Consider the following 25,838-nt stretch of genomic DNA (forward strand, 5'->3'; position numbering starts at 1 on the left):
ACTGTGGCGAGCAGCCCGCTCGCCACAGGGAAAGTACTCACCTTGACTGACAGGCGTTAGAGCACGGATTGCAGGGTGGTCGCCAGCCAATCCATGAATACCCGAACCCGCTGCGGTAAATGCCGCTGGCCCGCGTAAAGCAACGACACATCCAGCGCCGGAGCCGGGTACTCCGGCAATACCGCCACCAACTCGCCGCTGGCCAACAGATCGCGAATGCCCAGGGCCGGCACCTGAGTAATGCCGAAGCCGCCCACGCAGGCTGCCCTGTAGGCATCGGTACTGTTAACCGTGACCCGCCCGGCCATCGGCACGCGGTGCACCTTGTTGCCCTGCACGTACTCAAACCCCGGCGAGCGCGAGCCCAGTGGCCGCACGTAATGCACCAGATGATGATGGGCCAGGTCAGCCAGGGTCTCGGGCTTGCCATAGCGTTGAACGTAACCGGCGCTCACACAGTTGATCATCGGCATGCTGCACAGCCACCGCGCCACCACCGACTGATCCGGCTGCGCGCCCACACGCAATACGCAGTCAAACCCTTCGGCGAGCAGGTCAACCTGGCGGTCGGTGCTGCTGATTTCCAGCTCGATCAGCGGGTGCGCGTCCATGAACGCCGGCAGGCGCGGAAGGATCAATTCCCGCGCCATCACGTTGGGCATGTCCACGCGAATACGCCCGCTGAGTTGCGCCTCGTTCTGGCGAAACAGGCCTTCGAGTTCTTCCATGTGCGAGAGCAGATCCTTGCTGCGCTCATACAACACGCGCCCGTCCTGGGTCGCCTGCACCTTGCGCGTGGTGCGCTGCAACAGGCGCGCGCCGAGCAGCTCTTCCAGCGCCTGCACATGTTCGGACACGGTGGAGCGCGGCAAGCCCAGGCTCTCGCCCGCCTGGGTAAAACTCGACAATTCGGTGACCCGCACAAAGGTGCGCAACAGCTCAAGTTTGTTCATGGGATTGTTCGCCTTATCCGGCCAGTGTTTCCGGTAGCACCCTGTTTATCACGTTATGGCCGGACAAATACACTCAGTCCCACGATCACTCAGAGGACTGCACCATGACCCGTAAAATCGCACTCATCACCGGCGCCAGTCGCGGCCTGGGTAAAAGCGCCGCACTGCACCTGGCAGCGCAAGGCGTCGACATCATCGGCACCTATCACAGCGCAGCGGCCGAGGCCCAAGCCGTGGTCGAGCAGATCGAAGCCCTGGGCGGCCGCGCTGCCATGCTGCAACTGGACGTTGGCCAGAGCAGCACCTTCAATGACTTCGTCGGCGAAGTCGGCAGCGTGCTCAAGGATGTTTTCGCACAGGATCACTTCAATTTTCTGATCAACAACGCCGGGGTTGGCGCCCATACCAGCTATGCCGACACCACCGAAGAGCAGTTCGACAGACTGGTGGCGATCCACTTCAAGGCGCCGTATTTCCTTACGCAAAAACTGCTGCCGCTGATAGGCGATGGCGGGCGCATCATCAATATCTCCAGCGGCCTGACACGCTTTACCCTGCCGGGTTCTTCGGCCTACGCCTCAATGAAAGGCGCCGTGGAAGTGCTGTCGCGCTACCAGGCCAAGGAGTTGGGCCCGCGCGGGATCACCGTCAACACCCTGGCACCCGGCGCGATTGCCACCGACTTCAACGGCGGCACCGTACGCGATAACAGCCATGTGAACAGCATGGTGGCCAATAACACAGCCTTGGGCCGCGTGGGTTTGCCGGACGATATCGGCGGCGCCCTCTCGGTGCTGCTGGCCGATGGCAGCAACTGGATCAACGGGCAGCGTATCGAAGCGTCGGGCGGCATGTTTCTTTAAACATTCTGCGCTAGCATCAATGCCTTCAGATCCCTGACAGGCAATCACCGATGAGTTTTGATCCAGGCTTGGCCGGCGGCATGGGCGTGTTGGCGGCGGTAGTGGACTGTGGCAGTTTCGCCCGCGCCGCCGACAGCCTGGACATGACGCCCTCGGGCGTCAGCCGGGCGATTTCGCGCCTGGAAAAACGCCTGGGGATTCGTCTGTTCGACCGCACCACCCGCTCGGTGCAATTGACCGACGAGGGGCGCCGTTTCTATCAGGAAATCGCCCCGCTGCTGGCCGGTCTCGAGGAGGCCGCCAACTCGGCCGCCGACAGCGCCCTCACCGTGCGCGGGCGTTTGCGGGTGAATATCGACCCGTACTTTTCCAGGCTGGTATTGGGGCCGGTGCTCGGCGACTTCATGCGCCAGTACCCGCAACTGCAACTGGACCTGCACACCCGCGACCAACTCGGCGACCTGGTGGCCGACGGCTTCGACCTGGCCATTCGCTTCGGCATCCCGCAATCCTCCTCGCTGATCGCACGCAAACTGATGGAAGTGCGCGTGCTCACCGTCGCCGCCCCCGCCTACCTTGAGCGATACGGCAGGCCCACCACCCCGCAAGACCTGGAAAGCGGGCACATGTGCCTGGACTTTCGCGATTCGCAAACCGGCCGCCCGTTTGCCTGGGAGTTCCACCGCCCCGGCGAGCAACTGACGGTGCGCACCAGTGGCCGCTTGGTGGTCAATGACGCCAGCACCTTATACAGCGTGTGTGAACACGGGCACGCCGTGGCGCAGATGCTCGACCTGGGCCTGACGCCAGCACTCAAGGCCGGCGGCTTGGTGGAGTTGTTCCCGGACTGGCCGGACGAGCGTTTTCCGCTGTACGCCTACTACCCGTCGCGGCATTTGCCCGCCGCCAAGGTGCGGGCGTTTCTGGAGTTTGTCGCCGCGCTCAAGCTTGGCTAGGCAGGCGTTGCTGTACGACTTTTTCCCGAATCACGTCATACCCCCAGTGATACACATAGGTGTAGGGCAGGAAAAACAGCAGCACGCCGATGTCGAGGATAAACGCCTGCATCAGGCTGATGTTCATCCAAGCCGCGATCAACGGCACCGCGACAATAATCAGCCCGCCTTCAAACAGCAGCGCGTGTAACACGCGGGTCCAAACGCCGCCGGACAATTGCAGGCGCACTTTGAGGCGGTCAAACAGGCTGTTGAAAATGATGTTCCAGGTCAGCGCCAGCAAACTGAGGCCCAGGGTGACCGCACCCATTTCCAGAGCGGGTCGGCCGGTAATCCAGACCAGCAGCGGTATGCAGATCAACAAGGCCAAACCTTCAAACCCCAAGGCTTGGCCAACGCGTTCAGTAATCGACTTGGTAGGGTGCATAACCTGCGCTCCGTGAGTGACGATGGTTGCCATGATTACCCTTAGACTCGATACTTCATAACCAATAACCATCGATCAGGGCGATAGTCATGGCCTCAAACGAAGTGCTGCAGGCATTTGTGCAGGCGGCCACCCAGGGCTCGTTTTCTGCGGCGGCGCGAAAGCTCGGCAAGAGCCAGTCCACCGTCAGCGCGGCGGTGGCGAGCCTGGAGATTGACTTGGATGTGGAGCTGTTTGATCGCAGCAGCCGCAAACCGACGCTCACCCCAGCCGGGCATGTGCTGCTGCAACGCGCCGAGCAGGTGCTGGAGGCCAGCAGCCGGCTCGAGTTGGCGGCGAGCCAGTTGTCGCAGGGGCTGGAGCCGAAAGTCAGTATTGCCATGTCTGACACCTACCAGTCGGAGCGCTTCGAAATCGCCCTCAAGGCCTTTGAACAACGCTACCCGGACCTGGAGCTGGAATGGCTTATTGCCGAGTGCGAAGACCTGATAGACCTGGTGCAAAGCGGTCGGGCACACATTGCCTTCATCGAGGCACAAGAGGTTTACCCACCCGACCTGAGCCGTGCACCTGTGGCGGAACGTACGGAACTCGCGCTGTTCGTCGCCCCCACGCATCCATTGGCGGGCCTGCACGAGATCGATCCGCAGACCTTGCAGCAACACCGCGAACTGCGCCTGGCGAGCATCATCAACCCCAACGAGATACGCCCCACCGGCCGCGTGTGGTCGGCACCGAGTTTTCTGATGCTGATGGAAATGGCCCAACTCGGTTTCGGCTGGGCCGCGCTGCCGCGTTGGCTGGTGGAGCGGTTTGGCAATGCGGGGCTGGTTGAACTGACAGTGCGCAGCTGGCCACGCTCGGTGGCGGTGGATGTGCTGTGGTCGCGCCACCACCCGCCGGGGCCTGCGGGGAGCTGGATGCTGGGGCTGATGCTCGATTCATCACTTCCAGACACTGCTGATTAAACCTGTGGGAGCTGGCTTGCCTGCGATGGCGGTGGTTCAGCTTGCATCTTCGCTAACTGATGGACCGCTATCGCAGGCAAGCCCGCTCCCACATTTGGACTGTGTTGAAGATTGGATCGGGGTCAGGCGGCGGAGAGCTGCGGCGGGCGGTTGGTCTGGAAGTATTCGTGCAAGGCGCGCAGTGCGGGTAACTCCAGGGCTTGCGCGGCGAAACACAACCCTACCCGGCGCGTCGGCGCCGGCAGGTGCCACTCGCGAATCACCACCCCGGCGCGCTCGGCAGCCATGGATTGCGGCAACATCGCCACGCCCACACCGGCCGCCACCATGTGCAACGCCTGAGTCAACGACCCGGCATGCCCGGCCACCGCTTGCGGCGAACGGCCATACAGCGCCATCAGGCGTTGATGGGAGTCGTGCTGCGGGCAGGTGATCCAGTCTTCAATCGGTGCCCAGGCCTGTTCTTTGCCCGCCAGCGCCATGGGGTGAGCCGCTGGCAACGCCATCACGTAGGACTCTTCCCAAAGCGGCAGGAACAATTCGTCCTCGCAGCACATTTCCTCCACAGCCAAGCGCCCATCGCCTTCGCAGCCTTCCTGCAAGGTCAGCAGCAAACCCGGCAGCCCCTGATGCGCCATGCGCAGGAAGGTTTCGATCTGGCTGTCGGCGATATCGCCTTCTACGCCCAGCTCCAGCGCGATGCGATTTTCGCGTCCGCGAAACAGCCGGCTCAACGCCTCCGCCTCGGCCACCATCCGCCGTGCCTGCGGGTACAGCACCCGCGCTTCGGCGCTCACCTCCACACCGCGCGGCTGGCGCACGAACAGCGCCACGCCCAGTTCGTCTTCCAACTGCTTGATGGTCACCGACAGGGTCGGCTGGCTGATAAACAAACGCTGGGCGGCCCCGGTGATGTTGCGTTCTTCGAACACCGCGAGAAAGGCCTTGAGGTGACGCACATCCATAGCTTTATCCGATGGCAGACAGAGGAATAAGGCATTTTTCAGCCTTGGCAGGGGTAAATATACTGCGCCAACGATTCAGTTATCGTTTTTTCTTATTCCAGGAGTGCATTTATGAGCAAGCCACTGATCATCATCACCGGCGCCAGTTCCGGCATTGGCGAAGCCACCGCCCGCCTGTTGTCGGCCGCCGGCCACCCGCTGCTGCTGTTGGCGCGCCGTATCGACCGCCTTGAAAAACTGGGCCTGCCAAATACCTTGAACCGTGGCGTCGACATCACCGACCGCGCCGCTCTGGTCGCGGCCGTGAAAGAAGCCGAAGCCCAATTCGGCCCGGCCGACGCACTGATCAACAACGCCGGCGTGATGTTGCTGGGCGCCGTCAGCGAGCAAGACCCGGCGCAGTGGGAGCAGATGCTCGACGTCAACGTGAAAGGCCTGCTCAACGGCATCCACGCGGTGGCCGGCAGCATGGTCGCGCGCAAGGGCGGCACCATCATCAACGTCAGCTCGGTGGCCGGGCGCAAGACCTTCCCGAATCACGTCGCTTATGTAGGCACCAAGTTCGCCGTGCACGGGATTTCGGAAAACCTGCGCGAGGAATTGTCGCCAAGCAATGTGCGCGTGATCACCATTGCGCCGGGCGCGGTGGAAACTGAACTGCTCAGCCACACCACGGATGAGGCGATCAAGACCGGTTACCAGGCCTGGAAGCAGGACATGGGCGGGACTGTGCTGAGTGCTGAGGATGTGGCGTCGGCGATTGCCTATGCGTATCAGCAGCCGCAGCATGTGTGCATTCGCGAGATTGTGTTGGCGGCGACGCGCCAGCAGCCGTAACGCAGTTTAAATGTGGGAGCGGGCTTGTGTGGGAGCTGGCTTGCCTGCGATGGCATCGCCTCGGTGTAACTGAACAACCGGGTGAAGCGATCGCAGGCAAGCCAGCTCCCACAGGTGATCTTCATTGTTTGAGGGATTTGAGTTCGGCCAGGCGTCGCTGAAGGAAGCGTTTTTCTGGCGCTTGCCCGGTCAGTGACAGGGCTTTTTCATAGGCATCACGAGCCTCATCAACCCGCCCCAACTGCCGGCAAAACTCGCCCCGCGCCGAGTGCGCCAGGTGGTAATCCTGCAACTCACCGCGCTGCAAAATCCCCTCCACCAACTGCAACCCCGCCAACGCGCCCTGCCCCATCGCCACCGCCACGGCGCGGTTCAGTTCGATCACCGGCGAGGGCATTTGCCGAAGCAACACGTCGTAAAGCCCAACGATCTGCGGCCAATCCGTTTCTTGCGCAGTTGCGGCCTCGGCATGCACCGCAGCAATGGCCGCTTGCAGGCAATACGGGCCGTAATGCCCGGTGGTCAGTGCCTGTTCCACCAGCATGCAGCCTTCAGCAATTGAGGAGGCGTCCCACACACTGCGGTCCTGCTCATCCAGCAACACCAGCTCACCGTCCGCCGAGGTGCGCGCCGCGCGGCGGGATTCATGCAACAGCATCAGCGCCAGCAACCCCATGACTTCCGGTTCCGGCAGCAACTCCATGAGCAAGCGGCCCAGGCGAATGGCCTCGCCGGTCAACTCTTCGCGGGTAATATCGGCGCCCATGGACGCCGAATAGCCCTCGTTAAACACCAGGTAAATCACCCGCAGCACGCTGTCGAGGCGCTCGGGCAGCTCGGCCAGGGACGGTACTTGATAGGGGATTTTCGCCTCGCGGATCTTGCCCTTGGCACGCACGATGCGCTGGGCGATGGTGGTGGGCGTGGCGAGAAAGGCGTGGGCGATTTCCTCGGTGGTGAGGTCACAGATCTCGCGCAGGGTCAGCGCCGCTTGGGCGTCGGCGGCGAGTGCCGGGTGGCAACAGGTGAAGATCAGGCGCAGGCGGTCGTCTTCCACGTCTTCTTCACTCCAGTCTGCTGCTTCCAGCGCGTCGGCCTGCTCCTGCAATAACGGGGTGAAACGCGCCTGGCGGCGCAGGCGGTCGATGGCCTTGAAGCGGCCGGTGGAGACCAGCCACGCTCGTGGGTTGTCCGGCACGCCGTCTTGCGGCCAACGCTGCACCGCGATGAAAAATGCCTCGTGCAACGCCTCTTCGGCCAGGTCGAAATCGCCGAGCAAGCGAATCAGCGTCGCCAGTACGCGACGTGATTCGTTGCGGTAAATCGCCTCGACCTGAGGCGTCAATCGCGCAGGCCCTGGGTCACCAGAGTTACCAGACGATCAAGGCTCTGGCCCCAGCCATCGTGAAACCCCATGGCTTCGTGAGCCTGCTTGTCTTCGGCGCTCCAGTGCATGGCGCGGGCGGTGTAGCGGGTTTTGCCATCGACGTCTTCAAAGGTGACCTCGGCGGTCATGAACGGCTTGCCCGAAGGAATCCAGCCCGGCGCGTAGGCATCGGTAAACACCAGACGGTTCGGCGCATCGATTTCCAGAAATACCCCCGAGGTCGGGTATTCAGCACCATCCGGTGCGCGCATCAGGGTGCGAAACAGACCACCGACCCACAGGTTCATTTCGCACTCGGGTGTGGTCATGCCGTGGGGCCCCCACCACTGTTGCAACAGCTCGGGGGTGGTCCAGGCGCGGAATACGCGGGCGCGCGGGGCGTCGATCAGGCGGCTGATGGACAGTTCAAATTCGGCAGGTTGCGGGGTCATGGGGTCAACCTCTTGAGTCTTATGATTGTTGGGGTCAGAGATTCAATTCACGCACGGGGCGCACTTCCACACTGCCGACCCGGGCCGCCGGAATGCCACCGGCCACCTGGATCGCTTCGTTGAGGTCCTTGGCCTCGATCAAGTAAAACCCGGCGAGTTGCTCCTTGGTTTCGGCAAATGGCCCGTCGGTAATCGACACCTTGCCATTGCGCATGCGCACGGTGGTGGCGGTAGTCACCGATTCCAGCGGCGCGGCGGCGAGCATCCGCCCACTGGCCGCAATGGCCTCGGCGTAGGCAAAACACTCCGGGTCCGCCGGGCTGTCGGGCGAGGTGTGCAGCACCTGTTCGTTGCTGCAGATCAGGCAGAGGTATTTCATGTGTCTCTCCGTTTTCGGACTACTGACTATAGTTCGCGGCGCTCAAGGTTTCAGGTCGAACAGACCGGCACCGGTTTCCATATCAAACGGCGCGGACCAGTGCTCATGCACCACCTTCCACTCGCCGTTAACCCGCTGATAACCGGCGCTGACACGCATCCAGCAAGTTTTGAGCACGCCGTCCGGCCCGCTGCCGCCGCAGTGCGCGAGCCAATGGGCAAAGGCGCTGTCCTCGCCGGCAACGATGTGCAGCTCATGAAAGTCGAACACACCGGGGCCCGGGCAAAACTCCATGCAGGCCTGCCAATGCGCGCGGTATGCGGCTTTACCCTTGAACTGCAGGGCACCAACGGCGTCGAACGCGACGATATCGTCGGCGTAAAAGCTGACAATTTTCTCGACATCCTTGGCGGTCACGGCTTGTTTCCATTGCTCGATCAGGGTGTTGATTGCAGTGCTCATGGTGATACTCCTTGGGGTGAAAATCACGGAAGACACCCTTAGTCGAACGGCCTCCCGGCAAATCGACAGCCCCTGGAAAAATAATTTCGCCCCCGGCAAACCCGCTAGAATCCACGCCTCTTTGTAGGATTTGGATAACTCCCCGTATGGAAACCCGCCTCGTCCCCTATGAGACGCTGAGCCTTGAGCAAAAACAGCAACTCGACACCCTGCAAGTGCATCCCGAGCAAGTGCCGTATTCCGGTGATATCTACTGCGCGCTGAACAGCTTGCTGGTCAACCCCAACCCCGCCGGCATCAAGGGTTTCGCCCTGCTCGCCGATGAAATCCCCGTGGCATTCCTGCTGCTCAAACGCCCGCCGTGCCTGCCCCATTGGGCCGATGAACACAGCGCCACGTTGCATGCGCTGCAAGTGGATCGCAGGCAACAGGGCCGGGGGTTTGGCAAGGTGTGTTTACAGGCGCTACCCGAGGTGGCGAGGCAAGCGTGGCCAGAGATCAAGGCGCTGGAGTTGTCGGTGGACGCGGACAACGTGGCGGCGATGGGGTTGTATCTGGGGGCTGGGTGGGTGGATAGCGGGGAGGCGTATAAAGGACGTATAGGTTACGAACGCCGGCTGGCGCTGGTCTTTTGAACTGACAGAGGTGATGAACATGCTGACAACCCTCGAACAACTCGAAACCCTCTACGGCCTCCCCCACGAGCGGGCGGTGCGCAAGGAAATCCCGTTTCTCAACGAGGATTACCAGGCCATGGTGCGGGCGTCGCCGCTGGTGGTGGTGAGTTCATCCGGGCCGGACGGCATCGACGGTTCGCCACGCGGGGATGTGCCGGGGTTTGTGCGGGTTGTGGATGAGCGCACGCTGGCGATTCCGGATCGACCGGGGAATAACCGTCTGGATACTCTGCGCAACTTGGTGCAGGACCCGCGCATTGCCTTGCTGTTCATCATCCCCGGGATTGGCGAGACGCTGCGCGTGAATGGTCGCGCGCAGATTTCCATCGAGCCCGAGTTGCTTGAGAGTTTTGCGGTGAACGGCAAGCCGGCGCGGTCGGTGATTCTGGTTCAGGTGGAAGCGGCGTATTTCCACTGCTCAAAAGCCTTTGTGCGCTCCGATTGCTGGAACCCGGAAAAACATCTGGACCGCTCGGCGTTGCCGTCGGCGGGGGCGTTTCACAAGCGGCTCAATGATGGGCAGTTTGACGCCGAGGCGTATGACCGCGAGATGCCGGAGCGGGTCAGAAGCACGTTGTATTGATACCCCTGCAGGAGCCGGCTTCTGCAGGGGCAGTGATCAGCCTCTTTCGCCGACGGGTAGCCAGATTTCCACGGTTCCGGTCCCTTTGCGCGCATCGAAATCCGCGCTGTAGCGCTCGAAATCCGAGCCCATCACCTTGTAGCCCGAGTGCGGCAGCCATTCGAACATGATGCGCTCGTACGTTTGCTCAAGCGCCTGCACCGGCCCGTGATGGGGGAACACGGCATAGTTGAGTGGCGGAATTTCGACGCACTCAAAGTTGCCCGGCACATCGCTCTTGCTCGGCACTTCAACCCCGGCCAGGTAATCGAATTCGCCGTGATGGGGGTTATGGCACATGCCGTACGTCACACCGCCGACGCGCTTTTTGATGTCCTTGATGCAGGTGTCGAACAGCTCCCACAGCTTGGGGATATCGCCGATGGTGGCTTTTGAGTAACGCCCTTTTACACCGGCGATGACCAGTGCCTTGCCTGCTTCCATGCGTGGCTCTAACGGTTGTTTTGTCTGCTGATCCATACGAACAGTCTCCTTCTTATGAGGGAACAAACCCGCATCGAGTATAGGGGGATATCCCCGCTGTACTCCAAGCAGAAAATTTTCCTACGCATCTGGACAACTGGCCATCATCGACCGTATTGTCTGCCCCGCAGGCCACCGCAGTGGCCGACGTCGCTCGGACGGTTCCGGGCGCTTACGTACTTCGAGGCAACAAATGGCCGACCAAGGTTCGCCGCGCCGCTTTGCGCGCATAGATCGACTCCCCCCCTACGTTTTTAATATCACTGCCGAGCTGAAGATGGCTGCGCGTCGGCGCGGCGAAGACATCATCGACTTGAGCATGGGTAACCCTGACGGCGCCACGCCTCCACACATCGTGGAAAAAATGGTCACCGTCGCCCAGCGTGAAGACACCCACGGCTACTCCACCTCCAAAGGCATTCCGCGTCTGCGCCGGGCGATTTCGCGCTGGTACAAGGACCGTTATGAGGTGGACATCGACCCGGAAACCGAGGCCATCGTGACCATCGGTTCCAAGGAGGGCCTGGCGCATTTGATGCTGGCCACCCTGGACCAGGGCGACACGGTATTGGTACCCAACCCCAGCTACCCGATTCACATCTACGGTGCCGTGATTGCCGGCGCCCAGGTGCGCTCGGTGCCGTTGATCCCTGGCGTGGACTTTTTCGCCGAGCTGGAACGGGCGATTCGCGGCTCGATCCCCAAGCCGAAAATGATGATTCTGGGCTTTCCGTCCAACCCCACCGCGCAGTGTGTGGAGCTGGATTTCTTCGAACGCGTGATTGCGCTGGCCAAGCAGTACGACGTGCTGGTGGTGCACGACCTGGCCTACGCCGACATCGTCTACGACGGCTGGAAAGCCCCGTCGATCATGCAGGTGCCGGGCGCCAAGGACATTGCGGTGGAGTTTTTCACCCTGTCCAAGAGCTACAACATGGCCGGCTGGCGCATTGGTTTCATGGTCGGCAACCCGGAACTGGTCAACGCCCTGGCGCGGATCAAGAGTTACCACGACTACGGCACCTTCACCCCGCTGCAGGTTGCGGCGATTGCGGCGCTGGAAGGCGACCAACAGTGCGTGAAAGACATCGCCGAGCAGTATCGTCAGCGGCGTAACGTGCTGGTCAAAGGCCTGCATGAGCTGGGCTGGATGGTCGAGAACCCGAAGGCGTCGATGTACGTCTGGGCGAAGATTCCCGAGGCGTATGCCGCGATGGGTTCGCTGGAGTTTGCGAAGAAATTGCTGCTGGAAGCGAAGGTGTGTGTGTCGCCGGGGATTGGCTTTGGTGAGTATGGCGATGATCATGTGCGCTTTGCGCTGATCGAGAACCAGGACCGGATTCGCCAGGCCGTGCGCGGGATTCGTGGAATGTTCCGCGCGGACGGGCTGGTTACCAAGGCCTGACCAATGATCGTTCCCACGCTCCGCGTGGGAACGATCAGTCGGTGATTACACCACCATCGACAGCAACATGATAAAGATCAACGCCACCACCGACAGAATCGTCTCCATCGCCGTCCAGGTCTTGAACGTCTCGACCACGGTCATGTTGAAGTACTGCTTCACCAGCCAGAACCCCGCATCGTTGACGTGAGACAACACCAGCGAGCCCGCGCCCGTCGCCAGCACCAGCAGCTCACGGTTAACCCCCGGAATCATCCCAACCACCGGCACCACAATGCCCGCGCCAGTAATGGTCGCCACAGTCGCCGAACCGGTGGCCACGCGAATCACCGCCGCCACCAGCCAGGCCAGCAAAATCGGGTTGATCTGCGCGTTCACCGCCATATGGCCGATCACGTCACCCACGCCGCTGGTCACCAGCATCTGCTTGAAACCACCACCGGCGCCAATGATCAGGATGATCGCAGCCGTCGGCGCAAGGCTGGCGTCGAGCAACTTGAGGATTTGCCTGGAGTGAATGCCCTGGCGATGGCCAAAGGTGTACAGCGACAGCAGCAACGCCAGCAGCAGTGCGGTGATCGGGTGGCCGATCATGTCCATCCAGTTGCGGATGGCATGGCCGTCCGGCAGCGCGACGTCGGCGAAGGTTTTGAGCAGCATCAGGAACACCGGCAACAGCACGGTGATCAGGGTGATGCTGAAGCTTGGCAGATTCTTGTTTTCCGTCTCGCGGGCCAGTTGGTCGACCAGTTCCTGGGACGGGTTGCCCGGGATGTACTTGGCGATAAACGTGCCGAAGATCGGGCCGGCAATGATGGCCGTCGGAAGGGCGACGATCAGGCCATACAGGATGGTCTTGCCGATGTCCGCGCCAAACACGCCGATGGCTAGCAGCGGACCCGGGTGCGGCGGCACCAGGCCGTGGACTGCCGAGAGGCCGGCGAGCAGCGGAATGCCGATCTTGATCAGCGACACACCAGTGCGGCGCGCGACGATGAATACCAGCGGAATCAGCAGCACAAAGCCGATTTCGAAGAACAGCGGAATGCCCACCAGGAACGCGGCGAACATCATGGCCCACTGGACTTTCTCTTTGCCGAAGGCGCGAATCAGGGTCTGCGCGATCTGATCGGCGCCGCCGGATTCAGCCATCATTTTGCCGAGCATCGTACCCAGCGCAAGGATGATGCCGACAAAGCCGAGCACCCCGCCGAAGCCGTCCTGGAACGCCTTGATGATCTTGTCCACGGGCATGCCCGAGGTCAGGCCGAGGAAGCCGGCCGCGATGATCAGTGCGATGAACGGGTGCACCTTGAACTTGGTGATCAAAAAGATCAGCCCGATGATTGTGACCACTGCGTCTAGCAGCAGGTAGGACTCGTGGGACATGCCAAACATGGGGGGTCTCTCCTGTTTGTTGTTGTTATTAAAGCGGGTGTTGAATTTTTCGCCGGGGATAGCGCTATCTTTTCCGGCAAAAAATTAATGGGTTGGTTCAAAGCCGTGTTGCAGCCACCAGGCATTGGTTTGCTCGGCCAGGTCCTCGACGCTGTCTTCGCTGGCGTTCAAAGCCAGGGTCAGCGGCTCGCCGACGGGCGATTCAAGGGCGGCGAACTGGCTGTCGATCAGGCTTGCCGGCATAAAATGGCCGGGGCGATGGGACACACGGTCGGCGGCCACGGCGCGGGTCAGCTCCAGAAACACAAAACCCAGGCCCGGCGCAGCTTCGCGCAGGTGGTCGCGGTATTTCTTTTTCAGGGCTGAACAGGTGAGCACCGGGTGTTCGCCGGCTTTGAGCGAGCGGCGCAGCTCATCGCAGAGGATGTCGAGCCAGCCGGCGCGGTCGTCGTCGTTGAGGGGGTGGCCGGCGCTCATCTTTTCGATGTTCGCGGCGGGGTGAAAGCTGTCGCCTTCAATCGCGGTGGCGCCGTTCAGGCGGCACAGGGCTTCGCTGACGCTGGACTTGCCACAGCCGGAAACACCCATGATGACCAGGGCGGTAACAGGTTGACTCATGAAACACCTCAGGACGCAGATAGCGCTACCTTTGCACGCTGTAAGGCTAGTGCAAAAACAGGCTTTTCCCGCGCCGTCTTGTCATTTTTATGGAGTGACGCGTGCATCCGCTCCAACGGTTTGAACAGGATCAGGCAACCCAACGTTCAAGGATTTGCAGCCATTTGGAGACAGCGCTACCTTAGTGCCTCGATTTTTGTTTGGCAAGCCGCCTGATGACCTCCAAGAACGATAAAAAATTGCGCACCACGGGTCGCCCGACCCTTAATGAAGTCGCCCGCCTGGCTGGCGTCAGCCCGATTACCGCCTCCCGCGCCTTGCGCGGCATCAGCACGGTGGCCACCGAACTGGTGGAAAAAGTGCAGCAGGCCGCTGCCGAGCTGAACTACGTGGTCAACCCCGCCGCCCGCGCCCTGGCGTCGGCGCAGAGCCACTCGGTGGTGGTCATCGTGCCGTCGCTGTCCAACCTGCTGTTTATCGAAACCCTGGAAGCCATCCACCAAGTGCTGCGGCCCAAGGGCTTTGAAGTGCTGATCGGCAATTCCCACTATTCGCGCGACGAAGAAGAAAACCTGCTGCGCAACTACATGGCTTATCAGCCACGCGGTTTGCTGCTGACCGGGTTTGATCGCACCGAAAGCGCACGACGGATGGTCGAGGCCAGCAATGTGCCCTGCGTGTACATGATGGATCTGGACCCGAATGCCGGGGTGAACTGCGTGGGGTTCTCACAGTTGAACGCGGGGGAAACAGCGGCAGCGCATTTGCTGTCCCGTGGGCGCAAGCGTTTGGCGTATATCGGCGCGCAACTGGATCAGCGCACGTTACTGCGCGGTGAAGGTTTTCGCCGCGCGCTGCAACAGGCGGGCATGTATGACCCGGCGTTGGAGTTGCTGACGCCGCGGCCGTCGTCTGTGGGTTTGGGTGGCGAGTTGTTTTTGCAGTTGCTGGCGGCGCATCCGGATGTGGATGCGATCTTCTTCGGTAACGACGACTTGGCCCAGGGTGCGCTGCTGGAAGCCCTGCGCCACGGCATAAAAGTGCCGGAGCGTGTGGCCGTGTTGGGCTTTAACGACTTGCCGGCGTCGTCTTTCATGGTGCCGCGCTTGAGCAGTATCAGCACCCCGCGTGAGGCGATTGGGCGGCGGTCGGCGGAGCATTTGTTGACGATCATGGCCGGCAACAAGATTGCCAAGCCGGTAGTGGACATGGGGTTTGAGTTGCAGGTGCGCGAGAGCACCTGAGTTCTTCTAAAGCCTCAACACAATCAAAATGTGGGAGGGGGCTTGCTCCCGATAGCGGTGGATCAGTCGATGTATTTAGTGACTGACACTCAGCCATCGGGAGCAAGCCCCCTCCCACATTTTTACACTGTGCCCAACGGGAGGCATCGCCGTGGCTGGCAGCCCCTGTTAGATTGGCCGCTCTCCCCTGCCAGGAAAGCACCATGGGACATTCTCTGAAAATCTTGGGGCGCACCTCCTCCATTAACGTGCGAAAAGTCCTGTGGACTTGCCAGGAATTGGGCATCGACTACACCCGCGAAGACTGGGGCATCGGTTTCAAGCCCACCCAATCTCCCGAATTCCTGGCCCTGAACCCCAACGCGCAAATTCCGGTGTTGATCGACGACCATGGCGTGCTGTGGGAGTCCAACACCATTTGCCGCTACCTCATCGGCCTTTACCAACGCCACGACCTGCTGCCCGCCGAGCCCGCGCCACGCGCCAGGGTTGAGCAGTGGGTGGACTGGCAAGCCGTCGAGCTCAATCGCGCCTGGGGCGAGGCCTTTACCGCGCTGGTGCGCAACAATCCCGACGGCCTGAATGCAACGCAGATTGCCGCTGCCGTGCAGGTGTGGAATGACAAGATGGGCCTGCTGGAACACCAACTGGCCAAAACCGGCGCCTTTGTAGCCGGTGATGAATTCACCCTCGCCGACATCCTGATCGGCCTCTCGGTGCACCGTTGGCAGATGACGCCGATGGAGCGCCCACCCTACCCGGCCATTGCGGCCTATTACCAGCGCCTCAGCGCGCGCCCTGGCTTCAAAACCTTCGCCCTCGACGGCCACAACTAAACACAAGGACTTCACCGTGAAAGGACTCAACGTATTACTCACCGGCGCCTGCGGCAGAATCGGCAAGACGTTTTTCGAGGCCTCGAAAGACCGCTACCGCTTCACCCTCACCGACCGTATCGCACCGGATTTCGCCCTCGGCGAGCACCGTTTCATCAGCGCCGACCTCAGCGATAAAACCGCACTGGCCGCCTTGCTCGAAGGCATCGACGTGGTTGTGCACCTGTCGGGCATCCCCCACGCCAGCGCCTCGTTCGACGAATTACTGCCGAACAACATTCTCGCCACCACCTATTTGTTCGAAGCCGCCGTGACCGCGGGCGTGCAACGTGTGGTGTTCGCCAGCAGCGCGCAAACCATTGAAGGCTACCCGGTGGACCGGCAGATCACGCCCGGCATGCCGGTAATGCCCGCCAACTTGTACGGCGTGAGCAAATGCTACGGCGAGGCACTGTGCGGCTATTACGCCGCGAAAACCCCACTGTCGACGATTGCCCTGCGCATCGGCGCCTTTGAGTTCCCCGAAACCCACGACCTGAACAACGCCCGCGACCTCAGCGCCTGGCTCAGCCCGCGCGACGCGGTGCAATTGCTGCAGCGTTCCGTGGAAGCTGAAGGCGTAAAACACCTGATCGCTCATGGCATTTCCAATAACCGTTTCAAGCGCCTGGACCTCAGCGAAACCACGCGAGTGCTGGGCTACCAGCCGGTGGATGATGCTTTTCAGACCTTCAACATCCCCATCACCTACTGAACGCCAGCGCCATAAAACCTTGAAACCCGAGGCCCTGGCGCAATAAATCGGCGAATGTGTGGCCTGCCGCACGCAACTTCACAAGCGCCGACTTCCGTTAGGCAGCTAAGATTCCAGGTCACCGCCCCTGGAATCCGCCCCATGTCGACACTCACTGCCTCAATCACCGACGGCATCGACCCGGTCCGCGCCGCCCACATCAGCGCACGCATCGACCGCTTGCCCGCCGTCGCCACAATCTGGCGCCTGGTGGCGTTGCTGTCGATCGGTGGTTTTTTCGAGCTGTATGACCTGTTCCAGACCGCCTATATCAGCCCAGGCCTGATCAGCGACGGGATTTTCCACACCGGCAGCGAGGGCGTCTTCGGTTTCTCGGACCAGGCGGCGTTTGCCTCGGCGACCTTCCTCGGCCTGTTCCTCGGCGCCAGCCTGCTCAGCCCCATCGCCGACCGCTTCGGGCGCCGAGCGATCTTCACCTTTGCGTTGATCTGGTACACGGTCGCCACCGTGTTGATGGGCATTCAGACGTCCGCCATGGGCATCATCTGCATGCGCTTTCTGGTGGGCATTGGCCTGGGCATTGAGCTGGTGACCATCGACGCTTACCTCTCGGAACTGGTGCCCAAGCGCATGCGCAGCTCGGCATTTGCCTTTGCATTTTTCATCCAGTTCCTGTCAGTGCCAGCGGTGGCGCTGATGTCGTGGTGGCTGGTGCCCCAGGCGCCGTTTGGCATCTCCGGCTGGCGCCTAGTGGTGTTGAGCAGTGCGGTGTTTGCGCTGTTTATCTGGCAACTGCGCAAGCGCTTGCCGGAATCGCCGCGCTGGCTGGCGCAAAAAGGTCGCTTCGATGAGGCCGATGTGATCATGAGAAACCTGGAAACACGCTGTGAGAAAGATCTCGGCAAACCGCTGGATGAGCCGGAACCGCAAGCCATCAGCGTGCAAGGCAGCGGGCGTTTTGCCGATATCTGGCAACCGCCGTACCGCCGCCGCGCGTTGATGCTGATCGTGTTCCACGTCTTCCAGGCCATCGGCTTTTTCGGCTTCGGCAATTGGTTGCCGGCATTGCTGTCGGGCCAGGGCGTGAGCGTGACCCACAGCTTGCTCTACGCCTTCATCATCACCCTCGCCTACCCGCTGGGGCCGTTGCTGTTTTTGAAGGTGGCCAACCGCTTTGAAAACAAATGGCAGATTGTTGGCTCGGCCATGGGCACGATGATCTTCGGCAGCCTGTTCGCCCTGCAAACCACGGCGGTGGGGCTGGTGGTCTGCGGGGTGATGATTACCTTTTGCAGCGCCTGGCTGACCTTCAGTTTTCACTCCTACCAGAGCGAATTGTTCCCGACCAATATCCGCGCACGGGCAGTAGGGTTCTGCTATTCGTTCAGCCGCTTGTCTACGGTGTTCAGCAGCTTGTTGATCGGGCTCATCCTCGAACACTTGGGCACGCCGGGTGTGTTGGCATTTATTGCCAGCAGCATGTTGATCGTGATGATCACCATCGGTGGGTTCGGGCCGCGCACGCGCAACCTGGCGCTGGAAAATATCGCCCACTGACGGCAACGGTTGGCCGCCGGCGCGACAATTGTTGCCGCATCGGCGCCGCCATCCCCTGTAAAAACGGGGGTTTCACCGTCGGCATGCTATTTGCTCCACCCGTCGGACCGAACACATCCGCAGGTGAATGATCATGCTGGTTAACAACAATCCCCAGGCTCAGGCGACGATCCAACAGCTCAAGCGCTCCGACATGGACCCGGCCAACGCCGCCGCCAGCGCGCTCTACAGCGGCGCCGCGCAAGCTGCGCAGCAAAGCGTCACGGTGCCAACTGCACAGACCGACCTGGACAAGGCCAACGATCGCATCGACGAAGCGTTCGCCAAGACCCGCGTGCAGTTGCAGGCCAGCACCACGGCCACCACGCCGACAGCGGATGTGCCGGCCACCGATTCGACCAGCGGCACCGCGCGCGCTGAGTTCACCGACTTCATGAACAAATCCCCGGCCGAACGCATTCGTGAGCAATTGCTCAAGGAACAGGGTTTGACCGAAGCGCAAGTGCAGGCCATGCCGCAGGACAAGCAGGACGCGATTTCCAAGGAAGTGGCTGATCGGGTGAAGCAGCAGGCCCAGCAGCAGGTAGCGGCGAAAGCCACTGACCCTGCGCAGTCGGTGAAAGAAACACTGGCCGCGATCTAACAGACACCACTGAACTCATGCCAACGCTGGCTTGTGTGGGAGCTGGCTTGCCTGCGATGCAGACACCTCGGTGTATCAGGTACACCGAGTTGATGCTATCGCAGCGGTGCGGCGATCCGACAAGCCAGCTCCCACATAAGGCGGGTTTGTCACAAAAGCTCTGGGCTTACTGCAACTGCAGGGTCGAATTGAACTGGCTGATCGCATCCACCACGTGCCGTGAGCCTTCCTGAATTTCCAGGATCACCTGCCCCGCCTCGTTCGCCAATTCAACGCCCAGCCCGGTGCGGCTCAAGCTCGATTGCATGCTCGACACCGCGCTCACCGACAGGTCGTGGTTCTTGCGCACCACATCCACAATTTCCACCGTCGCCTGGCTGGTGCGTGCTGCAAGGCTGCGCACTTCATCCGCCACCACCGCGAACCCGCGCCCGTGTTCTCCGGCCCGCGCCGCTTCGATCGCCGCATTGAGCGCCAGCATGTTGGTTTGCTCGGCAATGCTGCGGATGGTCTGCACGATGGCGCCGATGATGTCCGACTGTTTGCTCACCGCGTCGATGCTCTGCGCCGCCTGGTTCAGGTCGTGAGAAATTTCTTCGATGATCTGCACGGTTTGCTGCACCACTTCCGAGCCCTTGCGCGCGCAGGCGTCGTTTTGGACCGACGTGGCGTGGGCCGAGTCGGCGGCTGTACGCAAGGTGGTGACCTGGTCGGTGATGTCACTGGCAAATTTCACGACTTTGTACAGGCGCCCGCTGGCGTCGAAAATCGGGTTGTAAGACGCTTCCAGAAACAGGGTTTTGCCGTATTTATTCTTGCGTTCAAACCGGTGCGAGTGATATTCGCCGCGATTCAGCGAGGCCCAGAACGCCTTGTACGCCGGCGATTCAACCTCGGCGCGATGGCAGAACATGCTGTGGTGCTGGCCGATGATTTCTTCACGCGAGTACTGCACGGTGCGCAGGAAATTGTCGTTGGCGTTAAGGATCTGGCCTTGAGGCGTGAACTCGATCACCGCCATCGAGCGGCTGATGGCGTCGATCAGGCTCTGGTTTTCGTGTTCGTGGTGGACCCGTGCGGAAATATCCGATGCCACTTTGATCACGCTCTGTACCTGATTGTCGCTGCCTAGCACCGGCATGTAGCTGGCCTCGAGCCACACTTCCTCGCCGCGCTTGTTCAGGCGCATAAACGTACCGCTCAAGGCTTCGCCCCGCGCCAGGTCACGCCACAACTTGGCGTAGGCCTCAGTGTGGCTGTAGGCCTCTTCGCAAAAAATCCGGTGATGTTTGCCGCGAATCTCCTCGACGCTGTACCCCATGGTTTTACAGAAGTTTTCATTGGCATCAAGGATCACACCATTGCGGTCGAACTCAATCATTGCCATGGAACGGCTGATGGCGGCGATTTTGGCGTTGGCTTCGGTGAGGGCACAGGAGAAACGTTCGATTTCTTGCAGGTCGGATTTGTGCTGGCGGTTAAACATGGTCAGATCACCCTTGATTCCCGGCGCCCGAAAGGCGCATTCCATTCATTTTTTGGATAGTGCTGGCAAACCTTCATGGGGAAATAACCATCCGAAACGCTTTATATGCTAAACGTCATCAACGGTTCTGGGTGAGCATAGACAGGGCTTGGCGCTATGCAAGGCCACTAGTCAGCCAGCATTTTTAACAATGCACTGACGGCAGCGGAAGGCGGCCGGGACGGTGAGCCGACCAAGGCAAATTCGCGGTGCAGCGGCTCGGTTAACGGCATCACACGCAGGCCGTTGCGCTGGGCCGGCAGGGCCATTTCGGGGACCAATGTGACGCCGACGCCTTCGCGCACCAGGCTGTAGGCACTGTTCCATTCGCGCACTTCCACACGAATATCACGCAGGGTCAGCCCCGCTGCCGTGCCAAGGCTGCGCGCGTTGGCGGTGCAGCCGCCCGTGGCCAGGACGAAAGGTTGTTCCAACAGTTCAGCCAGCGTCACCGTCGCCTCAAACGGGCGCTGGGCGATGGGGTGGCTGGTGGGCAGCACCGCCATCCAGAAGTCACGGCCCAACACCGTGGCATTGAGCTCGGGCTTGGGGTTGAGCACCACGCCCAAGTCGATCAGGTCGGCGTTGAGCAAGGTGTGCACCTCGCTGTCGGTGACGTCCAGGGTGGTGACGTCGATCCCCGGGTTCAATTGCCGGAAACGCTGCAACAACGGTGTCAGAAACGCCGCCAGCACCATGGGGAAGCTGGCGATGCGAATGCTCCCACGCAACAGGGGCCGCGCTTCGTCCACGGTGGTGCGAATGGTCTGCAGCGCCGTCATCATCACCCGTGCCTGCTCGATCACGCTCAACCCCAGCGCAGTGGGCAATGTCTTGCGCGGCTCGCGGGTAAACAGTTGCGCGCCCAGTGTGGTTTCCATGGACGCCATGGCCTGGCTGGCGGCGGACTGGGTCATGCCCACCTGCTCGGCGGCGGCGGTGATGCTGCCGTGATCGGCCACGGCTACCAGCAGGCGCCAGTGCATCAGGTTCATCATGGCAGTAGCTGTCCTTATGGGTGGGGTCTGAAGGTTTAATTTTACGCACGGTGCCACGCCCGCGAGACTGGCGCAAACCCTACCGAGTAGCCCTAGATGAAACTGTATTTCTTCCCACACGCCTGTTCACTCGCCCCGCATATCGTGCTGCGGGAATTGGCGCTGCCGTTTGAACTGGTGCAAGTCGATAACCAAGCGAAAACCACTGCCCATGGCGAGAATTTCCTGCAGATCAACCCCAAGGGTTACGTAGCGGCGCTGCAACTGGAGGATGGCCAGGTGCTGACCGAGGCGAGTGCAATTCTGCAATACCTGGCCGATTTGAAGCCCGATGCCGGTTTGGCGCCGGTAAATGGCAGTTGGGAGCGGGTGCGCTTGCAGGAATGGTTGAATTTTATCGCCAGTGAGATTCATGGCGGGTTGGCGATTTTCTTTAACAGTGCGATTCAGGGTGACGTGCGGGAAATGTTTAAAGCCAAGTTATTCAAGCGCTTTACGATTCTGGTGCAAACGCTGGAGAGGCAGGATTATTTGTTGGGTGAGCAGTATTCGGTGGCGGATGCGTATTTGTTCGTGGTGTTGAGTTGGGCGGCCTTCCACGCTATCGACTTGGCTGAATGGCCGGCGCTCGCGGCGTTTCAACAGCGAGTGGGGGAACGGGCAGCGGTAGTGGCCGCTTTGGCCGCCGAAGCTGCCTGACCTGAAATGCAATCAACTTGTGGGAGCTGGCTTGCCTGCGATGGCGGTATATCAGATAGACCGCTATCGCAGGCAAGCCAGCTCCCACAGTTGATCTCCATTGATTTAGAGAGAGGGGTTCAGGCGGCCATTGGTGATGATGGCGCTTAATGCCAACACATCCACCGAACCCGAACGGTCCTGATCAAGATGCGCCACCTGGCTACGCACGGCCGCATGAATCCGCCGAGTACCCTGCCCCAGTTGCAGCCCGCCACGCAGGTCCACCGCTTGCGCAGCAACAATCAATTCGATACTCACCAACCACAACACCCGCTCGGTCAATCGGCGGGTCTTGTCGACCACGGCCAAGGCTTGCCCGGCATAGTCTTCCACCCGATCCGCGACTGGCACGCTGATCGCCGGTAACGGGTTCGCCAAATGCCCAATCTCCGCAACCAGCGCCGAACTGGTGCGTTGCAACGCCGCCATCCCGACATGCCCCGGCCGGTTGATCAGAAAGCGCGGCAAATCGCTGGACGCGGGCGACAGCAGCTTGGCAATGCGCTCGGCGCTGCACGCGGCGACCCGGTTCAATGCCAGCCCCAACCCTTCAGCCGCCAGCGCCAGATGCGTGCTGTCGAAATTCGCCGTCGCCAACACCAGCGATTCTTCCGTGATCAACGCCGGGTTATCCGCGCCGCTGCGCAGTTCCAGTTCGATCAATTCACGTAATTGCTGCAACGCCTGTTGCGCCGCACCCTGAACCACTGTGGCGCAGCGAAAACTCAATGGGTCTTGCAGACGGCGTGGGCTGTCCGCCAACTCGCCACCGTCAAGCAACGCCAACAACGCTGCCGACTGCCCGGTTTGCCCTGGCGCCGGTCGCAAACGCGACGCCCACGGCTGAAAGGGGCTGAGGTTGGCCCGGTAGCCTTCGCAAGACAAGGCCAGCGCAGAGAGCAAGGCATCCAGCACCTGTTGCGCTTCGGCCACCAGCAAGGCGCCGAGGCCGACACTGGCCGCGTTGGCCGAGACCAGCGCGAGGCCGTCTTTGCCGGTCAACGGCACGGTCAACGCCAGGCTCAGATGCGCCAACGGGGCCAAGTCACTTTCGCCGAGCGAGCCGAGTAGCGGCACCTCGGGCTCGGCGCCGGAGTTGAGTAAAGCCAGCAGCGCATCCGCAGCCCTCAGCGATATACCTGAACGCCCCTGGGCCAACCCGGCCAAACGTGCGGCGGTAATGGCGCGTAATTCCTCTCGATTGGCCAGGCGCCCCACCCCCACCGCACGCCCCAGCGGAATACTCGCCTGTACAGGCGCCACCGCGGTATCCACCGCTGCACCGAGACCTGTGGTCACGCCATAAATCGGCATGCCGGCGGCGGCGAGTTTCAGCAGTAATTGGTGGCCGTCGTCAATGCGCTGGCGCGCCTGCGCGGTGAAATCTGCGGGCGTGTCTCGCCGGGCAATTGCCAGCAAATCCGCCAGCTTCAGGCCTTCAGGGTCAAGGTGAATCATGCCCAGCGCAGCCGCTGGCCAATCCCCAGGCGCTTGGCTTTTTCCAGCAACGCATGGCCCAGAGCGATGTCGCTGAGGCTCAGGCCACGGTGCCAGAACAGGATGGTTTCTGCGGGGTTTTCCCGGCCGCTTTTCAAGCCGGCCACGATCTGCCCAAGCTCGGCGTGCAAGGTTTCTGCGCTGAGTTTTCCTGCGTCGACGTGGGCGCGCAATGCGCCAAACATCCCGCCTTTGCACTGGCCCCAATCGTCCACCACGAGTTTGCTCATGATGTCGGTGAGTGAGAGCTCCACCGCGCTCATGGTGCCGTAGGGCACTACGAAGGCACCGGGCTTGATCCAGTCGGTGCGCAACAACGGCTCGGGCTGATCCAGGCGCGAGGCCTCAACCACGATGTCGGCACCGCGCACGGTGCTTTCCCAATCGTCGGTGACGATCACCGGTTTGCCCAAGTCGCGGCGCAGGCGTTCGGCGAAGGCTTCGCGGCTTTCGCTGCGGCGCGAGTGCACGCGGATTTCCTCGAAGTCGAACAGGTGGTCGAGCAGGCGCACGTTCCAGTACGCGGTGCCGCGCGCGCCGATGTGTGCAAGTACTTTGCTGTCGGGGTTGGCCAGGTATTTGGCGCCGATGGCGGTGACCGCGCCGGTGCGCATATCGGTGATCGCCGAGGCGTCGAGGATGGCTTTGGGAATGCCGGTGGCCGGGTCGAGCAGGTTGAGAATCGCCAGCTCGGAAGGCAAACCCTTGCGGTAGTTGTCGACGAAATCTCCGACCACCTTGACCCCGGCGTAGCCGATGTCGCCGCCCAGCACGCCGCGCAAGACGTTGAAGTGGCCGTTGATGTCGCCGCCGGGAATCAGGTGGGTACGCGGCTCGATCACTGCCTCGCCCCGACCCTGGATGGCGAGGCTGGCTTCGATGGCGTTGAGGATTTCGTCGTCTGTCAGGCCCAGCTCGTCGATGTCGAGGCCGTTGAGAAAGTCGATGTAGATCGGTTGCATGGTCTGCTCACTGATTGAAGGTTTTAGCGCTTTTTGTGGCGAGCCCGCTTCGTGTGGCGAGCGGGCTTGCTGTGGCGAGCGGGCTTGCCCCGCGTTGGGCTGCGAAGCGGCCCCAGAACTACCACCACGTTCCGTCTGATACTGCACGGCAGCCTTGGGGGGCTGCTGCGCAGCCCAACGCGGGGCAAGCCCGCTCGCCACAGAAGCCCGCTCGCCACAACAAGCCCGTTCGCCACAGAAGTGCAGTGTCACGGGGCCTTGAACACGGCCTGCTGCACATCGACCTTTTTCGGGATCAGGCCGTTGGCGAAGAACAGGTCGGCGGTGCGTTGCTGGTTGGCGATATCCACGGCTTCCAGCGGGCGGATCGGCGCGGGTGAGCGGTGTTCGAAGTAGCTTTTAACCACCGCCGGTTGCAGGCCGAGGGTCTTGGCCATCAAGGCGATGCTTTCTTCCGGCTGGTCGAGGGACAAACGCTGCGCCTTGGCCAAGACGTTGATAATCGTGGCGATGGCCTGCGGATGCTGTTTGGCAAACGGGCTGCTGACCACGAAGAAGCTGCCTGCCGGATTCAGGCCCTGGCCGTCGCCCAGCACGCGGGCGGAACCATCGACCACGGCGGCCGAGTAGTAAGGGTCCCACACCACCCACGCGTCGACCTTGCCTTGCTCAAACGCGGCACGGCCATCCGACGGCGACAGGTACACCACGTTCACATCCTTCCACTGCAAACCGGCGCGCAGCAGACTTTTGAGGAACAGGTTGTGGGCACTGGAGCCCTTGAGCAGCGCTACGCGTTTGCCCTTGAGTTCGGCCACGCTCTGAATCGTGCTGGCTTTAGGCACCAATACCGCCTCGGTTTTACCCTCGTTGGGCTCGACGGCGAAGTACTGCAAATCGATGCCGGCGGCCTGGGCGAAGATCGGCGGGATGTCGCCGATATTGCCGATGTCCAGGCTGCCGCCGTTCAGCGCCTCGATCAGCGGCGGGCCGCCGAGGAATTCGATCCACTGCACTTGGGTGCCGGGCAGCGCCGCTTCGAAGAGTTTGTGCTCACGGGCGAGCACCATGCTCACCGAGCTTTTCTGGTAGCCGATGCGCAAGGTGATGGGCTCGGCCGCTGATGCCACCCCGCTGAACACCAGTGAAGCCAGAATCGTGCTTAAAAACTTAACCATTTCTACCACCTCCGATCGTTCCCACGCTCTGCGTGGGAACGCATCCTGTGACGCTCCGCGTCACGTTGTTAA

The 25,838-nt window shown here is 61.4% G+C and carries 28 protein-coding genes and 1 pseudogene; 13 read left to right on the plus strand and 16 right to left on the minus strand.

The genetic code is table 11. The features are described 5' to 3' along the window. Positions 1-56: 56 nt before the first annotated feature. Positions 57-953, minus strand: a complete 897-nt coding sequence (locus BFW87_RS04415; RefSeq protein WP_078738753.1) for a LysR family transcriptional regulator — start codon at positions 951-953, stop codon at positions 57-59. Between the two features lie 104 nt (positions 954-1,057). On the opposite strand from BFW87_RS04415, the gene BFW87_RS04420 reads away from it, so the two are divergent. Together BFW87_RS04420 and BFW87_RS04425 are read left to right on the plus strand one after the other, a co-directional pair. Further along, entirely contained in the window at positions 1,058-1,816 is a 759-nt protein-coding gene (locus BFW87_RS04420; RefSeq protein ID WP_078738754.1) for an SDR family NAD(P)-dependent oxidoreductase, read from the plus strand. 50 nt (positions 1,817-1,866) lie between these two features. Then, positions 1,867-2,772: a LysR family transcriptional regulator gene (locus BFW87_RS04425; protein ID WP_078738755.1), complete on the plus strand. Its 906-nt coding sequence runs from the start codon at positions 1,867-1,869 to the stop codon at positions 2,770-2,772. On the opposite strand, the gene BFW87_RS04430 is transcribed toward BFW87_RS04425, so the two are convergent. Further along, complete coding sequence (locus tag BFW87_RS04430; protein ID WP_078738756.1) at positions 2,759-3,199, minus strand: multidrug/biocide efflux PACE transporter; 441 nt, start codon at positions 3,197-3,199, stop codon at positions 2,759-2,761. The genes BFW87_RS04425 and BFW87_RS04430 overlap by 14 nt on opposite strands. An 89-nt stretch (positions 3,200-3,288) precedes the next feature. Here BFW87_RS04430 and BFW87_RS04435 point away from each other — a divergent pair, with 89 nt between their 5' ends. Next, positions 3,289-4,167: a LysR family transcriptional regulator gene (locus BFW87_RS04435; protein ID WP_078738757.1), complete on the plus strand. Its 879-nt coding sequence runs from the start codon at positions 3,289-3,291 to the stop codon at positions 4,165-4,167. Between the two features lie 122 nt (positions 4,168-4,289). Here the strand turns inward: BFW87_RS04435 and BFW87_RS04440 are convergent, their stop codons facing one another. Further along, the gene (locus tag BFW87_RS04440) at positions 4,290-5,132 is read right to left on the minus strand and encodes a LysR family transcriptional regulator (protein WP_078738758.1); all 843 of its coding nucleotides are present in this window, start codon (positions 5,130-5,132) and stop codon (positions 4,290-4,292) included. 111 nt (positions 5,133-5,243) lie between these two features. Here BFW87_RS04440 and BFW87_RS04445 point away from each other — a divergent pair, with 111 nt between their 5' ends. After that, positions 5,244-5,969 carry an SDR family oxidoreductase gene (locus BFW87_RS04445; protein WP_078738759.1) on the plus strand — a complete coding sequence of 242 codons (726 nt, stop codon included), beginning with the start codon at positions 5,244-5,246 and terminating at the stop codon, positions 5,967-5,969. A gap of 121 nt (positions 5,970-6,090) precedes the next feature. On the opposite strand, the gene BFW87_RS04450 is transcribed toward BFW87_RS04445, so the two are convergent. Genes BFW87_RS04450 through BFW87_RS04465 form a run of 4 tightly spaced genes read right to left on the minus strand, consistent with a single transcriptional unit; the run spans position 6,091 to position 8,628 of the window. Beyond that, entirely contained in the window at positions 6,091-7,314 is a 1,224-nt protein-coding gene (locus BFW87_RS04450; protein WP_078738760.1) for an RNA polymerase sigma factor, read from the minus strand. After that, the gene (locus BFW87_RS04455) at positions 7,311-7,787 is read right to left on the minus strand and encodes an SRPBCC family protein (protein ID WP_078738761.1); all 477 of its coding nucleotides are present in this window, start codon (positions 7,785-7,787) and stop codon (positions 7,311-7,313) included. The genes BFW87_RS04450 and BFW87_RS04455 overlap by 4 nt, the downstream gene beginning before the upstream one ends. Before the next feature lie 34 nt (positions 7,788-7,821). After that, positions 7,822-8,166, minus strand: coding sequence for a YciI family protein (locus BFW87_RS04460; protein ID WP_078738762.1), 345 nt, complete (start codon positions 8,164-8,166; stop codon positions 7,822-7,824). Positions 8,167-8,208: 42 nt separating this feature from the next. Beyond that, entirely contained in the window at positions 8,209-8,628 is a 420-nt protein-coding gene (locus BFW87_RS04465; RefSeq protein ID WP_078738763.1) for a YybH family protein, read from the minus strand. A 146-nt stretch (positions 8,629-8,774) separates the two neighbouring features. Here BFW87_RS04465 and BFW87_RS04470 point away from each other — a divergent pair, with 146 nt between their 5' ends. Continuing rightward, positions 8,775-9,263, plus strand: a complete 489-nt coding sequence (locus tag BFW87_RS04470; protein ID WP_078738764.1) for a GNAT family N-acetyltransferase — start codon at positions 8,775-8,777, stop codon at positions 9,261-9,263. A gap of 19 nt (positions 9,264-9,282) precedes the next feature. Then, positions 9,283-9,888, plus strand: coding sequence for a pyridoxamine 5'-phosphate oxidase family protein (locus tag BFW87_RS04475; RefSeq protein ID WP_078738827.1), 606 nt, complete (start codon positions 9,283-9,285; stop codon positions 9,886-9,888). 36 nt (positions 9,889-9,924) lie between these two features. On the opposite strand, the gene BFW87_RS04480 is transcribed toward BFW87_RS04475, so the two are convergent. Then, positions 9,925-10,407, minus strand: coding sequence for a GyrI-like domain-containing protein (locus BFW87_RS04480; RefSeq protein ID WP_078738765.1), 483 nt, complete (start codon positions 10,405-10,407; stop codon positions 9,925-9,927). 196 nt (positions 10,408-10,603) lie between these two features. Between BFW87_RS04480 and alaC the strand changes: the two genes are divergently transcribed. Continuing rightward, a complete protein-coding gene (alaC, locus tag BFW87_RS04485; protein WP_053139975.1) occupies positions 10,604-11,815 on the plus strand; it encodes an alanine transaminase in 1,212 nt (403 codons plus the stop codon). Between the two features lie 45 nt (positions 11,816-11,860). Here the strand turns inward: alaC and BFW87_RS04490 are convergent, their stop codons facing one another. Continuing rightward, positions 11,861-13,213 carry a GntP family permease gene (locus BFW87_RS04490; RefSeq protein WP_078738766.1) on the minus strand — a complete coding sequence of 451 codons (1,353 nt, stop codon included), beginning with the start codon at positions 13,211-13,213 and terminating at the stop codon, positions 11,861-11,863. Positions 13,214-13,297: 84 nt separating this feature from the next. Beyond that, positions 13,298-13,831, minus strand: a complete 534-nt coding sequence (locus tag BFW87_RS04495; protein ID WP_078738767.1) for a gluconokinase — start codon at positions 13,829-13,831, stop codon at positions 13,298-13,300. Positions 13,832-14,043: 212 nt separating this feature from the next. On the opposite strand from BFW87_RS04495, the gene BFW87_RS04500 reads away from it, so the two are divergent. From BFW87_RS04500 to BFW87_RS04520, 5 genes are all read left to right on the plus strand, one after another. Beyond that, entirely contained in the window at positions 14,044-15,075 is a 1,032-nt protein-coding gene (locus tag BFW87_RS04500; RefSeq protein ID WP_176159708.1) for a LacI family DNA-binding transcriptional regulator, read from the plus strand. A gap of 203 nt (positions 15,076-15,278) precedes the next feature. Further along, complete coding sequence (locus BFW87_RS04505) at positions 15,279-15,911, plus strand: glutathione S-transferase family protein (protein WP_078738769.1); 633 nt, start codon at positions 15,279-15,281, stop codon at positions 15,909-15,911. Between the two features lie 16 nt (positions 15,912-15,927). Then, a complete protein-coding gene (locus tag BFW87_RS04510; RefSeq protein WP_078738770.1) occupies positions 15,928-16,665 on the plus strand; it encodes an NAD-dependent epimerase/dehydratase family protein in 738 nt (245 codons plus the stop codon). A gap of 141 nt (positions 16,666-16,806) precedes the next feature. Continuing rightward, positions 16,807-18,222 (plus strand): MFS transporter, encoded by a 1,416-nt coding sequence (locus tag BFW87_RS04515; RefSeq protein WP_078738771.1) that lies wholly within the window; start codon positions 16,807-16,809, stop codon positions 18,220-18,222. Between the two features lie 133 nt (positions 18,223-18,355). Further along, positions 18,356-18,865 (plus strand): hypothetical protein, encoded by a 510-nt coding sequence (locus tag BFW87_RS04520; RefSeq protein ID WP_078738772.1) that lies wholly within the window; start codon positions 18,356-18,358, stop codon positions 18,863-18,865. A 166-nt stretch (positions 18,866-19,031) separates the two neighbouring features. On the opposite strand, the gene BFW87_RS32545 is transcribed toward BFW87_RS04520, so the two are convergent. The 3 genes and pseudogenes from BFW87_RS32545 to BFW87_RS04530 form a co-directional block, all read right to left on the minus strand. Continuing rightward, on the minus strand, positions 19,032-19,601 hold the full coding sequence (locus tag BFW87_RS32545; RefSeq protein ID WP_371319317.1) for a methyl-accepting chemotaxis protein: 570 nt from the start codon (positions 19,599-19,601) through the stop codon (positions 19,032-19,034). Then, a pseudogene (locus tag BFW87_RS32550) lies at positions 19,575-20,396 on the minus strand (PAS domain-containing protein); the annotation flags it as partial. The pseudogene BFW87_RS32550 and the gene BFW87_RS32545, both read right to left, overlap by 27 nt. Positions 20,397-20,518: 122 nt before the next feature. Then, positions 20,519-21,388 (minus strand): LysR family transcriptional regulator, encoded by an 870-nt coding sequence (locus BFW87_RS04530; protein ID WP_078738773.1) that lies wholly within the window; start codon positions 21,386-21,388, stop codon positions 20,519-20,521. Positions 21,389-21,484: 96 nt separating this feature from the next. Here BFW87_RS04530 and gstA point away from each other — a divergent pair, with 96 nt between their 5' ends. Beyond that, positions 21,485-22,087, plus strand: a complete 603-nt coding sequence (gene gstA / locus BFW87_RS04535; protein WP_078738774.1) for a glutathione transferase GstA — start codon at positions 21,485-21,487, stop codon at positions 22,085-22,087. Positions 22,088-22,192: 105 nt separating this feature from the next. Here gstA and BFW87_RS04540 read toward each other — a convergent pair whose 3' ends face one another. From BFW87_RS04540 to BFW87_RS04550, 3 genes are all read right to left on the minus strand, one after another. Then, the gene (locus BFW87_RS04540; RefSeq protein WP_078738775.1) at positions 22,193-23,587 is read right to left on the minus strand and encodes an aromatic amino acid lyase; all 1,395 of its coding nucleotides are present in this window, start codon (positions 23,585-23,587) and stop codon (positions 22,193-22,195) included. Beyond that, positions 23,584-24,588 (minus strand): ornithine cyclodeaminase family protein, encoded by a 1,005-nt coding sequence (locus tag BFW87_RS04545; RefSeq protein ID WP_078738776.1) that lies wholly within the window; start codon positions 24,586-24,588, stop codon positions 23,584-23,586. The genes BFW87_RS04540 and BFW87_RS04545 overlap by 4 nt, the downstream gene beginning before the upstream one ends. 248 nt (positions 24,589-24,836) lie before the next feature. Continuing rightward, positions 24,837-25,766, minus strand: a complete 930-nt coding sequence (locus BFW87_RS04550; RefSeq protein ID WP_078738777.1) for an aliphatic sulfonate ABC transporter substrate-binding protein — start codon at positions 25,764-25,766, stop codon at positions 24,837-24,839. Positions 25,767-25,838 lie beyond the last annotated feature (72 nt).

It is taken from the genome of Pseudomonas fluorescens, from assembly GCF_002022275.1.
GTDB lineage: Bacteria > Pseudomonadota > Gammaproteobacteria > Pseudomonadales > Pseudomonadaceae > Aquipseudomonas > Aquipseudomonas fluorescens_AJ.